This is a genomic window from Pseudomonas sp. BSw22131, from assembly GCF_026810445.1.
In the GTDB taxonomy this organism is placed as follows: Bacteria; Pseudomonadota; Gammaproteobacteria; order Pseudomonadales; family Pseudomonadaceae; genus Aquipseudomonas; species Aquipseudomonas huanghezhanensis.
The window spans coordinates 12,198-25,154 of sequence record NZ_CP113949.1; the positions used below are offsets into that span (position 1 = coordinate 12,198).

At 56.2% G+C, this 12,957-nt stretch carries 12 protein-coding genes; 10 read left to right on the forward strand and 2 right to left on the reverse strand.

What is annotated here, in order from left to right; translation table 11 throughout:
* Positions 1-4 precede the first annotated feature (4 nt).
* The 10 genes from atpG to OYW20_RS00110 all read left to right on the forward strand — a co-directional run bounded on the left by atpG (position 5) and on the right by OYW20_RS00110 (position 9,906).
* On the forward strand, positions 5-865 hold the full coding sequence (atpG, locus tag OYW20_RS00065; protein ID WP_268798719.1) for a F0F1 ATP synthase subunit gamma: 861 nt from the start codon (positions 5-7) through the stop codon (positions 863-865).
* Between the two features lie 27 nt (positions 866-892).
* Positions 893-2,269, forward strand: coding sequence for a F0F1 ATP synthase subunit beta (gene atpD / locus OYW20_RS00070; RefSeq protein WP_003177062.1), 1,377 nt, complete (start codon positions 893-895; stop codon positions 2,267-2,269).
* A gap of 45 nt (positions 2,270-2,314) precedes the next feature.
* Positions 2,315-2,740, forward strand: a complete 426-nt coding sequence (locus tag OYW20_RS00075) for a F0F1 ATP synthase subunit epsilon (RefSeq protein WP_043192055.1) — start codon at positions 2,315-2,317, stop codon at positions 2,738-2,740.
* Between the two features lie 123 nt (positions 2,741-2,863).
* Positions 2,864-4,231 (forward strand): bifunctional UDP-N-acetylglucosamine diphosphorylase/glucosamine-1-phosphate N-acetyltransferase GlmU, encoded by a 1,368-nt coding sequence (gene glmU / locus OYW20_RS00080; protein WP_268798720.1) that lies wholly within the window; start codon positions 2,864-2,866, stop codon positions 4,229-4,231.
* 183 nt (positions 4,232-4,414) lie between these two features.
* Entirely contained in the window at positions 4,415-5,182 is a 768-nt protein-coding gene (locus OYW20_RS00085) for a DeoR/GlpR family DNA-binding transcription regulator (protein ID WP_268798721.1), read from the forward strand.
* A gap of 9 nt (positions 5,183-5,191) precedes the next feature.
* Positions 5,192-7,027, forward strand: a complete 1,836-nt coding sequence (gene glmS / locus OYW20_RS00090; RefSeq protein ID WP_268798722.1) for a glutamine--fructose-6-phosphate transaminase (isomerizing) — start codon at positions 5,192-5,194, stop codon at positions 7,025-7,027.
* A gap of 360 nt (positions 7,028-7,387) precedes the next feature.
* The gene (locus OYW20_RS00095) at positions 7,388-8,014 is read left to right on the forward strand and encodes a TnsA endonuclease N-terminal domain-containing protein (RefSeq protein ID WP_268798723.1); all 627 of its coding nucleotides are present in this window, start codon (positions 7,388-7,390) and stop codon (positions 8,012-8,014) included.
* Positions 8,001-8,714: a hypothetical protein gene (locus OYW20_RS00100; RefSeq protein WP_268798724.1), complete on the forward strand. Its 714-nt coding sequence runs from the start codon at positions 8,001-8,003 to the stop codon at positions 8,712-8,714. The genes OYW20_RS00095 and OYW20_RS00100 overlap by 14 nt, the downstream gene beginning before the upstream one ends.
* Positions 8,715-8,773: 59 nt before the next feature.
* Positions 8,774-9,124: a hypothetical protein gene (locus OYW20_RS00105; RefSeq protein WP_268798725.1), complete on the forward strand. Its 351-nt coding sequence runs from the start codon at positions 8,774-8,776 to the stop codon at positions 9,122-9,124.
* A gap of 260 nt (positions 9,125-9,384) precedes the next feature.
* On the forward strand, positions 9,385-9,906 hold the full coding sequence (locus OYW20_RS00110) for an ATP-binding protein (protein WP_268798726.1): 522 nt from the start codon (positions 9,385-9,387) through the stop codon (positions 9,904-9,906).
* 193 nt (positions 9,907-10,099) lie between these two features.
* Here the strand turns inward: OYW20_RS00110 and OYW20_RS00115 are convergent, their stop codons facing one another.
* Positions 10,100-11,731: an ATP-binding cassette domain-containing protein gene (locus tag OYW20_RS00115; protein ID WP_268798727.1), complete on the reverse strand. Its 1,632-nt coding sequence runs from the start codon at positions 11,729-11,731 to the stop codon at positions 10,100-10,102.
* Complete coding sequence (locus OYW20_RS00120) at positions 11,724-12,953, reverse strand: MFS transporter (protein WP_268798728.1); 1,230 nt, start codon at positions 12,951-12,953, stop codon at positions 11,724-11,726. Before OYW20_RS00120 ends, OYW20_RS00115 begins: the two co-directional genes overlap by 8 nt.
* Positions 12,954-12,957 lie beyond the last annotated feature (4 nt).

Sequence of the window (12,957 nt, forward strand, 5' to 3'; positions counted from 1 at the left end):
TTACATGGCAGGCGCAAAAGAGATTCGCAGTAAGATTGCGAGCATCAAAAGCACGCAAAAGATCACCAGCGCCATGGAAAAAGTGGCGGTCAGCAAAATGCGCAAGGCTCAAATGCGCATGGCTGCTAGCCGTCCTTACGCGGAACGTATCCGCCAGGTGATTGGTCATCTCGCCAACGCTAACCCTGAATACCGCCACCCATTCATGATCGAGCGCACAGTAAAGCGTGTCGGTTATGTAGTGGTGAGCAGTGACCGGGGTCTGTGTGGTGGCTTGAATACAAACCTGTTCAAGGCTTTGGTCAAGGACATGGCGAAGAACCGTGAAAACGGCGTAGAGATCGATCTGTGCGTGGTCGGCAGCAAAGGTGCGGCGTTTTTCCGCAACTTCGGCGGTAACGTCGTCGCTGCGATCAGTCACTTGGGCGAAGAGCCGTCGATCAATGATTTGATCGGCAGCGTCAAGGTGATGCTGGATGCCTACCTGGATGGCCGTATTGATCGCCTGTCCGTGGTATCCAACAAGTTCATCAACACCATGACCCAGCAACCAACGGTTGAGCAGTTGATTCCGTTGGTTGCAACCCAGGATCAAGAACTCAAGCACCACTGGGATTACCTGTACGAACCCGACGCCAAAGAGCTGCTGGACGGCTTGATGGTACGTTACGTGGAGTCGCAGGTGTATCAGGCGGTGGTCGAGAACAACGCAGCTGAACAGGCCGCGCGGATGATCGCAATGAAGAACGCCACAGACAACGCCGGTGATTTGATCAGCGATTTGCAGCTGATCTACAACAAGGCGCGTCAGGCAGCGATCACTCAAGAGATCTCGGAAATCGTCGGCGGCGCTGCCGCGGTTTAACGGTTCAAAATTCAGAGGAACCAGCTAATGAGTAGCGGACGTATCGTTCAAATCATCGGCGCCGTGATCGACGTGGAATTTCCACGCGATAGCGTACCGAGTATCTATAACGCGCTGAAGGTACAAGGCGCGGAAACCACTCTCGAAGTTCAGCAGCAGCTGGGCGACGGCGTGGTTCGTACCATTGCAATGGGTTCGACCGAAGGCTTGAAGCGCGGTCTGGACGTGATCGACAGCGGCGCAGCGATTTCGGTACCAGTCGGTAAAGCAACCCTGGGCCGTATCATGGACGTCCTCGGTAACCCGATCGACGAAGCCGGCCCGATCGACACCGAAGAGCGTTGGGGCATTCACCGTCCAGCGCCTTCCTTCGCTGAACAGGCAGGCGGCAACGACCTGCTGGAAACCGGTATCAAGGTTATCGACCTGGTTTGCCCGTTTGCCAAGGGCGGTAAAGTCGGTCTGTTCGGTGGTGCCGGTGTCGGCAAGACCGTAAACATGATGGAACTGATCCGTAACATCGCCATCGAGCACAGCGGTTATTCCGTGTTCGCGGGTGTGGGTGAGCGTACTCGTGAGGGTAACGACTTCTACCACGAGATGAAGGACTCCAACGTTCTGGACAAAGTGGCACTGGTTTACGGTCAGATGAACGAGCCGCCGGGTAACCGTCTGCGCGTCGCATTGACCGGCCTGACCATGGCCGAGAAATTCCGTGACGAAGGTAACGATGTTCTGTTGTTCGTCGACAACATCTACCGTTACACACTGGCCGGTACCGAAGTATCCGCACTGCTGGGCCGTATGCCTTCCGCAGTAGGTTACCAACCGACCCTGGCCGAAGAGATGGGCGTGCTGCAAGAGCGCATCACTTCGACCAAAGAAGGCTCGATCACTTCGATCCAGGCGGTATACGTACCTGCAGACGACTTGACTGACCCTTCGCCAGCGACCACTTTCGCCCACTTGGACGCCACCGTCGTTCTGTCCCGTGACATCGCTTCCCTGGGTATCTACCCAGCGGTCGATCCACTCGACTCGACTTCGCGCCAGCTGGACCCGAACGTGATTGGTCAGGAACACTACGACACCGCTCGCGGCGTCCAGTACGTGTTGCAGCGCTACAAAGAGCTGAAGGACATCATTGCGATCCTGGGTATGGACGAGCTGTCGGAAGCCGACAAGCAGTTGGTAAACCGTGCTCGTAAGATCCAGCGCTTCTTGTCGCAGCCGTTCTTCGTGGCTGAAGTCTTCACCGGTGCTTCGGGTAAATACGTTTCCCTGAAAGACACCATTGCTGGCTTCAAAGGCATCCTCAACGGTGACTACGACCACCTGCCAGAACAGGCGTTCTACATGGTCGGCGGCATCGAAGAAGCGATCGAGAAAGCCAAGAAACTGTAACCCCCAGCGCCCGGTAACGGGCGCTAATCAGGTTGAGGCAGGCAAATGGCTATGACAGTCCATTGCGATATCGTCAGCGCGGAAGGAGAGATTTTCTCCGGTCTGGTCGAGATGGTGATTGCGCACGGTAATCTGGGTGATATCGGTATCGCTCCAGGTCACGCACCGCTGATCACTGATCTGAAACCGGGTCCTATCCGTCTGATCAAGCAGGGTGGAGAAGCCGAGGTGTTTTACATCTCCGGTGGCTTCCTTGAGGTTCAACCGAACATGGTCAAAGTGCTTGCCGATACCGTGCAACGCGCTGCTGACCTGGATGAAGCCTCTGCTCAGGAAGCCGTCAAGGCTGCCGAGAAGGCCCTGAACGAGAAAGGCGCAGATTTCGACTACGGATCTGCAGCTGCACGTCTGGCCGAGGCCGCAGCCCAGCTGCGTACCGTTCAGCAAATTCGCAAGAAATTCGGCGGCTAATGTCGCTGATTGCAATGCGCGATTGAGTAAAAGGGTAGCCTCGGCTACCCTTTTCTTTTTTCAGAATCAGCCCGGCCCGGTCCAGCACCGATGCCTGCGGCTCGCTCGGTTGGAACCTCCCTAATGTCTCTGGATATCGTAATTCTCGCCGCAGGCCAAGGCACTCGTATGCGTTCAGCATTGCCCAAGGTGCTTCACCCTGTAGCCGGTGACTCAATGCTTGGTCATGTTATCCACAGCGCGCGTCAGCTCAATCCACAGGGAATTCACGTTGTCATTGGCCATGGGGCAGACGCCGTGCGTGAGCAACTTGCTGCTGACGGTCTGAATTTTGTGCTGCAGGACAAACAGCTCGGGACCGGACACGCCGTAGCTCAGGCCTTGCCCGCGCTTACCGGCGATACCGTGCTGATTCTCTACGGAGATGTACCACTGATTGAGGTCCAGACGCTGGAGCGATTGCTCAAGCGGGTCGAACCTGAACAGCTGGGACTGTTGACCGTTACGCTGGACGATCCAACCGGCTATGGCCGTATCGTTCGCGATGAGCATGGCTGCGTCAGCGCCATCGTCGAACATAAAGATGCGACTGAGGCTCAGCGTGCGATCAAGGAAGGGAATACCGGGATTCTCGCCGTCCCTGGCAAGCGTTTAGGTGAATGGTTGGGCCGCCTCTCGAACAACAACGTGCAGGGCGAGTATTACCTGACTGATGTGATCGCCATGGCCGTTGGCGATGGTCTGGTGGTTGCGACGGAGCAGCCACACGACGCGATGGAAGTGCAGGGCGCCAATGATCGTAAGCAATTGGCGGAACTGGAGCGTCATTACCAATTGCGGGAAGCGCGCCGCCTGATGGCGCTGGGCGTTACGCTGCGTGATCCTGCGCGATTTGACGTACGTGGGGAAGTCAGCGTAGGGCGCGATGTCGTGATCGACATCAATGTCATTCTCGAAGGCCGCGTGGTGATCGAAGACGACGTAGTGATCGGTCCCAACTGCGTCATCAAGGACAGCACCTTGCGTAAAGGCGCTGTGATCAAATCCAACAGCCATCTCGAAGGGGCGATCGTCGGTGAACGCGCCGATGCCGGTCCGTTTGCACGATTGCGACCGGGGAGCGTGCTGGAGGCCGGCGCGCATGTGGGTAACTTCGTGGAGCTCAAGAACACTCACATGGGCGAAGGAGCCAAGGCGGGCCACCTGACCTACCTGGGGGATGCCGTGATTGGCGCCCGGACCAACATTGGCGCGGGTACCATCACGTGCAACTACGATGGGGCCAACAAACACAAAACCGTCATGGGCGAAGACGTATTCATCGGCTCCAATAATTCGTTGGTCGCGCCTGTGGATATCTCTTCTGGGGCTACCACTGCGGCGGGTTCGACGATCACCCAAAACGTCAGCGATGATCAACTGGCAGTCGCGCGCGCGAGGCAGCGCAATATCGACGGTTGGCAGCGTCCGGTGAAGCTCAAGAAAGACTGAGTTATCCACAGTCTCCAATCCCTAGGAGCCAGTGTGTTGGAGAGCGTTCAGCCATTAGCTGTCAAGGCTCACCAACACGCTGATTCCTGTGCGGTAGTCAGAATTGCAGTTGCAAGCTTGACGAATATCTTTCGATAGGTTTCTATTGCCTCTGTTATCTTTCGAATCGAAACTTAGGTCGTCATGTCGAAACGCAATACGCCCCAACGCCGCCATAACATCCTTGCTTTGTTGAGTGAGCAGGGAGAGGTGAGCGTGGATCAATTGGCTCAGCGTTTCGAGACCTCGGAAGTCACTATTCGCAAGGATCTGGCAGCGCTTGAAACCAACGGGCTACTCCTGCGCAGGTACGGCGGCGCAGTTAGCATGCCGCAGGAGCTGATCGGGGATGTCAGTCAGCCCATATCGCTTTTCAAGCAAGCCATCGCCCGGGCCGCAGTAGGACTCATCCGTGAACATGCGCGCATCATTATCGACAGCGGTAGTACCACGGCGGCGATGATTCCGCAGCTTGGCCTGCAACCTGGTCTGGTGGTGATGACCAATTCGCTGCACGTCGCCAATGCGTTGGGCGAACTCGAACACGAACCCGTATTGCTTATGACCGGTGGCACGTGGGACCCGCATTCGGAATCCTTCCAGGGTCAGGTCGCCGAGCAGGTGTTGCGCTCCTACGATTTCGATCAGTTATTCATCGGCGCCGACGGCATTGATCTGACGCGTGGGACCACCACTTTCAACGAACTATTGGGTTTGAGCCGCGTCATGGCGGACGTTGCCCGTGAAGTGATTGTGATGGTCGAAGCCGAGAAGGTCGGTCGCAAGATTCCCAATCTGGAACTGCCCTGGAGCAGTGTCCATACCCTCATTACAGATGATCGCCTGCCTCAAGCGGCACGCGAACAAATTCAGGCCCGCGGCATCACGCTGATATGCGCCGCTGTTTCCTAGGAGAAGACCATGTGTGGAATTGTCGGCGCTGTCGCGGAACGCAACGTAACTGCCATCCTGCTGGAGGGCCTCAAGCGCCTCGAATACCGCGGCTATGACAGCGCCGGCGTGGCCCTTTTTACCAGCGCGGGATCGCTTGAGCGCCGCCGTCGAGTGGGCAAGGTCAATGAGCTGGAACAGGCGCTGGCCGGCGAACCGCTGGTGGGGCGCCTCGGTATTGCGCACACTCGCTGGGCCACACATGGCGCGCCAACTGAAACCAATGCTCACCCGCACTTTTCCCATGGCGAGCTGGCCGTGGTGCATAACGGCATCATCGAGAACCACGAAGCCCTGCGCGAACGCTTGAAAGGCCTCGGTTACGTTTTCTCTTCTGGTACCGACACCGAAGTCATCGTTCATCTGCTGCATCACAAATTGCAGGACACTCCAGACCTCACCGTCGCACTTAAGGCGGCCGTCAAAGAGCTGCACGGCGCCTACGGTTTGTCAGTCATCAGCGCCAGGCAACCAGACCGGCTGTTGGCAGCGCGCAGCGGCAGTCCTTTGGTGATCGGGCTGGGCCTTGGTGAAAACTTTTTGGCATCGGATCAGCTGGCGTTGCGTCAGGTGACCGATCGTTTTGTGTACCTGGAAGAAGGCGACATCGCCGAGATCCGTCGCGACAGCGTGCAGATATGGAATGCTGATGGCGTCTGCGTCGACCGCGAAACCGTGCAGCACCGTGAAGGTGCTGAGGCAGCTGACAAAGGCGAATTCCGCCACTTCATGCTCAAAGAAATCCACGAGCAACCAAAAGTGGTGCAGCGCACGCTTGAAAACCGACTTGGCCAGCAACAGGTGCTGGTCCAGGCATTCGGTCCGCAGGCCGCCGAGTTGTTCGCCAAAGTGCGAAACGTGCAGATAGTCGCCTGTGGCACCAGTTATCACGCCGGCATGGTCGCCCGTTATTGGCTGGAAGGGCTGGCGGGGATTCCGTGTCAGGTCGAAGTCGCCAGTGAGTTTCGCTATCGCAAGGTGGTGGTGCAGCCCGACACCCTGTTCGTCTCTATTTCACAATCGGGTGAAACCGCTGACACGCTCGCCGCGCTGCGCAACTCCAAAGAGCTGGGCTTTCTGGCCAGCCTGGCGATTTGCAACGTCAGCATCAGCTCGCTCGTGCGCGAATCCGATCTGACGCTGCTCACCCAGGCCGGACCGGAAATTGGCGTTGCCTCCACCAAAGCATTCACTACACAACTGGTGGGTTTGCTGCTGCTGACGCTCTCTCTGGGACAGGTCAAAGGCACGCTGGGCGATGGCGTTGAAGCGCAATTAGTCGAAGAGCTGCGTCGTCTGCCAACTCGCCTGGGCGAAGCGTTGGCGATGGACAGCACCATCGAGAAAGTCGCGGAGCTGTTTGCCGAGAAGAACCACACCTTGTTCCTCGGACGTGGCGCGCAGTTCCCGGTCGCAATGGAAGGCGCATTGAAGCTGAAGGAAATCTCCTATATCCACGCCGAAGCCTATCCTGCGGGTGAGTTGAAGCACGGGCCGTTAGCCTTGGTTGATAGCGACATGCCTGTGGTCACCGTTGCACCAAACAACGAACTGCTGGAAAAGCTCAAATCCAACCTGCAAGAAGTCCGCGCGCGGGGCGGTGAGTTGATCGTCTTCGCCGACGAACAAGCAGGTATGCACAATGGCGAAGGCACACACGTCATCTCCATGCCGCACATCATCGACACCTTGGCGCCTATCCTCTACACCATCCCGCTGCAGCTGCTTTCGTATTACGTCGCGGTGTTGAAAGGTACTGATGTTGATCAGCCACGTAACTTGGCGAAGTCTGTCACCGTGGAGTGAGTTATCCACAGGGGGCAGCGACCGGTGTCGGCTTGGAATAAAGTTTGTACATTTGAAATAGAGTTTGTACGTGGTCTGACGTCCAGGTGTGGACGTCAAACCCCTTCAGGACACGGCATCCTCTGAGGGCGAGTGATGGCGCGTCGCAGATACGAGATCGACGAATCGAAAATCGATAGGTTCCTCAAAGAGGGGAGAGGTCGCGGCGAAGGTCCTGACTATTCGCCTTGGTTGACGATTCAAGATGTTCCCAGCTCAGGTCGATCAACACGAGCTTTTGGCAGTACTACCGGTAGGATTCACCATCTATTATCTGATATTGAGACAGGGTTATTCCTTGTTCTAGATCGATCATCCCTTGTGATCGATATCAGAGAGCAGTTCCCACTTCCTCGCGTCGAGATCCAGCGAATCGCTGCAGCCATGGGGGTGAAACACCCTCGCGAGCCTAAAGCAGGGAACGACATCGTGATGACTACGGATTTTCTCATCACCATGCATAGCGGATCCGAGACATGGCTTACTGCTAGGTCTGTGAAGCCGGCTTCAGAACAGGATCGGAAACGGGTACTTGAGAAGCAGGAAATTGAACGCCGCTATTGGCTTGAGCAAAATGTCAGCTTCCATATTGTCACTGAGAACGAGCTACCTAGGGAACTGAAGAAAAACCTGATGTTTCTAAATGAAGTGAGATCTTTCGATGGTCTGATTGTACCGTACGAAGGCTACTGGCAAGATCGTGCTGAGAAGTTTATCAGCCATTTCAAATCGGTCCGTGACTGCACCTTGAAAGAATTCTTCAATTCTCTGCAGGACAACTACGGTTTCCAAGTAGGCGAAGCATTGACCGTATTTAGATACTTGGCTGCAAAAAAATTAATCTCGTTTAATCTATTAGAAGAATGGCATGTTCATCTAGCCATCGAAAGCTTTACACTTTCAGAAAGACTTTCCAGCGAGGAGGGCCATAAACATGTTTTTGGTTAATGACGTGTTGGAGTATTCAGGACCGAATCAAAACCAAATTCGGATATTATGGATTTCTTCTGCTGGTGAAAATACAGTTACGTTTGAGATTAACAATCCTAAGGCGATGCCAGAACTGGTTAAGACCAACATTCTAATTGAGGAACTTAATGAAGGAACTGTTAAACTAGTCACTGATCCAGTACTCAAGATCACAGATCCTTCGCTAATAAGTGAAAAAGCAAGAAAAAAGCGAGATGAAAATTGGTCTCTCATATGTGATATTGTGAGAAACGTGCCTGCTGTCTTTTCAAAATCCAAACGCCATAGTCTTATACAAACCGCGGCACAAAAGCATTCGATGTCACACGTAGCATTTTACCGTCTGTTAAGAAGATATTGGGCTCGAGGTCAAACGGTAAACGCACTTCTGCCTGATTACAAAAACTCCGGTGGTAAAGGAAAGATTCGCGAGGCAAATCCATCTGTTAAGCGCGGGCGCCCAGTTCAACTCGGATCACTCGTTGGGGTGAATGTCGACGAGAGCATCAAAAAGCTTTTTCGGATTGCAATTAGCAGAATGTTTGTCGTGAAATTTTGGCGGAAAGTTGGCTGGACCGCGCCCGGCAAGCGGGCAAGTGGAAAGTGGCTGTGTCCTACGACCCGAGATTTTCCGATAATATCTACCTTCATCACCCTAAAGCGCCTGGAGGCTTTATAAAGTGTACGTTAAGTGAGCGAAGTAGGGCTTACCGGTCAGGCTCTTTCTGGGAATCAGGCATGTCATTTGAGGAAGCCAAAGTAGCGTCTGTAAATAATCGAATCAATCGAACAGATGCTACTTCCACGCGAAATAAGCGAATCAAGGATATTGTAAAGTCAGCTAGCGAGGCTGCTGATGCTGCCTCGAAAAGTAGCGATACCAGCGATAGAGAAATCGTCAAGTCTATAATCGGAAACCGCTCCGATGAGCGCCGACATAATCGTCTCTCAGAGTCGTTTAAGTTAGGATCGTCGAAAATACCAGCGGCGGGGAGAGTTTTGAAATTCCCTGATCCTAAAAAGGATAATTACTCGTCACCCGATATCACAGAAATGCTTGCGGGTTTTGAGGGCGATGAAGATGAGTGAGGAGCATCCTTACCGGATACCAGAGTACGAAGGTAACCCCTTCATTGCTCTACTACCACCTATCAAAAGCCGTAAAGAAATTTTTAAATCTCTGCAATATAAGCCGGATTACGTTGAAGAAGAATGTGGATATCCGGCGCATTATAGAAAGCACTTCGTGCTTCGATTGGGCCTTTTTTTTTGAGCCAGTGAGTAGGCATGTCGAACTAGCTGAGCGCCTGGATTATATCCTCCGGCAGGGATATGTTGGCCGGAATCCCATGACACACGACTACATCCGGCATCTACAAAATGATTTCCACAGGACTCGCGAAAAAGACATTTTTGCTGAGAATCTACTCCCTGTTGAGAATACGGCTACGAGCTTTTCTGTGATCGGTTGTTCTGGGGTAGGCAAGTCGAAAGCGATAGAAAAAATCCTTCATCAGTATCCAAGACGCATCGCTCATACCGAACCTTTCAGTCTCGTTCAGTTACCCTGGCTGAAGCTGGATTGCCCACACCAAGGGTCGCCAAGACAGCTCTGCAAAAATTTCTTCGCTTCCGTTGATAAGCTACTGTGCACCGAGTATGAAAAGCTCTATGGAAACGTGAGGGCCGGGTTGGATGAGATGCTCGTACATATGGCTCAAGTGGCAAACCTGCATGCACTGGGGTTACTAGTAATCGATGAAATCCAACACCTTCGAAAATCTAAGAGCTCACAAAATTTAGCTGGCTCTGATCAGTTACTAAATTTTCTAGTCACCTTAGTGAACATGTTGCCGCTTATGCAGACTTGACCCTGCTGCCGAGATTTCGCTGACCAAAGCTTCTACTTCGTAAAGCGGTAGCAGGTCTGACTTTGGGTTAACTCCTTATGGGGCAACGCCAGGTCGGCAGATGAGTCAATTCTGCATCAGCGATAACACCGCGCTTCAGATTCGGGAATTTCTTACCTGTCGATGCCCGGAATCGTAATTCAGCCTTCGCTATTCATTGCCCGCCATCATCCCACGGCTCGTAGCGCCAACCTGTTGGTTGCCAGATGAACTGGTGCGTCAATTCCAAGGCCTGCAGAAAATCAGGATCGTGAGCACTCACTATGAGCGCGCCTTTGAATTGTCCGAGCAACTGCTCGACTGCTTCCAAGGCCGCGATGTCGAGATGGTTGTTCACTTCGTCGAGCAGCAACAGTTGCGTCTGTTCGGGGCCGCCTGCCAGCCAGGCGAGCGTTGCGCGCAGGCGCTCGCCACCACTGAGCCGACCGAATGGCGTAGCCATCTGCCGAGCGTCGAGCCCGGCGTTGGCGAAGACCTGGCGAAAGCGGCCCTCCTCGACAGTGCCCAGCTCATTGCGTAGCACCTGCTCGATACTGTGCTCGGGGTCGAAGGTTTGAGCGTGCTGGTCGATCAGGTGAGTGCGTAAGATATGCCGGGCGATGCCGCTGGCGGGCGCCAGTTGCCCGGCTATCACCTCCAGCAGGGTTGATTTTCCGCAGCCGTTCGGCCCGATCACCGCGACTCGCATCGGGCCGTGCAGGGTGAGATCGATGAAGCGGCTGTCGGGGGGGCCGTAGGGGAGCTCGCAGTGTTCGAGCGTGACCACTTGGGTCGCGTTGGCGACCAGGCCGGTCGGGGCGAGCAGTTGGCTTGGGCGTACCGGCTCGACGTTCGCATTGGCCTGGTCGACCCGCTCTCGCGCCATTTGGCTCAGACGCGCCTGCTGGATGCGCTGATGGCCGCTGTGCTGCTCGGCGCGCTCTGCCTGCGCATTGGCGACGATGGCCGGGGTGCCTGTGGCACGCGCCACCTTACGACCATGACTGGCACTTTGCACTTCGCGCTGGCGGGCCATGGTGATCTGCTGCTCGACGCTGTCGCGTGCCGCGCGTGCCCTGACCAGTGCAGCCTGGGCGTTGTCCTGCTCGGCCTGGCGTTGCTCGCGATAGTTGTCGTAGCCGCCGCTGTATTGAACCAGCGCGTCGCTGCGAAGCTCGAGGATACGATCGGCATGTTCCAGCAGCGCCCGGTCGTGGGAGATGACAATGCGGGTTTCCTTGCCTTGGCGCAGCTCTTTGCTCAACTGCTCGCGGGCCTGGCGATCCAGATGGTTGGTGGGCTCGTCGAGTATCAATACCCGCGCGCCGCCGAGGCGCAGACCGGCGAGCATCAGGCGTACAGTCTCGCCTCCGCTCAAGGCCTCGCTTGCGCGATCAAGCGGCAGATGGGCTAGGCCCAAGCGCGTCAGACAGGCGTGGATATCGCCCGGCAGGTTCCAGCGGTCGTCGATCAGGTCGAACAGCGCTGGGTCGCAGGCGCCCGCCTCGACCTCTGCCAAGGCCTGCAAAGCGTTATGTACCCCCAGCAGGTCGGCAACGGTCCCGCCGATAGGCCCGAGCCATTGCGGCAAATAACCGACACTGCCAGCACACTGGACGCTGCCTTCGCTCGCGGTCAGGCGACCCGCCATGATCTGCGCCAACATCGATTTGCCGCTGCCGTTGGGCCCGACGATGCCGGTGAACTGCCTGGAGAACGTTGCGTTGAGCCCCGAGAACAGCGGCCTGCCGTCTGGCAGGCGCAAGGTCAGGTCTTTGATGATCAAGGTGGCGTTGTCGCTACTCATCTCGATCTCTTCCCAAAACCAGGATGACCCAGCTCAGGGCCAGCGCAGCCACGCTCAACGAGGCCAGCAGCAGATTGCCCCAGACGCCGATTATCCCGCCCAGCAACGCCGTGACGGCTGCGGCGCCAGCAGCCAGTGAAGCGGCGATACCCAGCACCGTGCCACGCAGGCTTGACTGCTCGCATGCCAAGGCATGCCCGATCAAGGCAGTGTAGGCCACCCCATAGGCGATCGCGGCAAGCGCACCGAAAACCAGGGCAAGCGAGTTGTCGAGCGTGGCCGCTAGCAATGCGCAGCTTACCACCAGCACGGGGATGGCAGCGCGCGCGATCTGTGGCGCTGGATACCGGGTTTGCAAGGCTCCGGCCACCCAGATGAAGGCGATGCACATGCCGATCCCGACCACTGTTAGCAGTAGGCTGATGCTGCCTACGGTCTGGCTCTGGCGTGCGAGCATCCAGGGCAAGTACTGGTAGAAGAGATTCCAGCCGATTTGCAGCCAGAGCAGTGCAAACAATGGTCTGCGCGTGGCTGGCGAGGTGAAGCCGTTCAAGACCTGTCTGATCAGCGATGGGCCCGTTGTTGCAGCCGGAGCTGGGGTAGAGGGCAGCAAGAAGGTCATCAACAGGCACAGCACGCTGAGGGTCAGCGCGACCTGCAAGGGCAGGAGCAGGCTTGCTCTCGGTGTATGAGCTGCTAGCAGGATGCCCGTGAGCGCAGGACCGGTGAAAAACCCCGCAGTCATGGCAAACATTACCCAGCCAATGCGTTTCATTGCGCTGTCGGGGGTCTGGACCAGCATGGCCTGTGCTACCGGGACGCTACCGGCGAAGGTGCCTCCCAGCAAGCGCCCGGCGATCAGCAAGCCCACGCTGCCCACGCTCACGGCCCAAGTGCTCAGGGCATACCCGGCGACCGACCCTGTCACCGCAAGCAGAAGCGTTGGGCGCCGCCCGATGCGGTCTGAAAGCGCACCCAGCAGAGGCGCGCCCACCATCATCGCAAAGGCGTAGCCTGCCAACAGCACGCCGTAGAGCCAGGCGGTCCGAGCGGCAGTAGGTGCGCTGCCGAAAACCACCCCCGCAGGGTCGCCCGGGTCGAGCAGCATCGGTAGCATCGGCAGCAGCAATGCCGTGCCCAGGCCGTCGATGAAAATGATCATCAGCAGGATCAAGGGCGCGGCCTTGGCAGTGGCGGGTGTCTGCGAGAGAACGGCGGTCATGGCT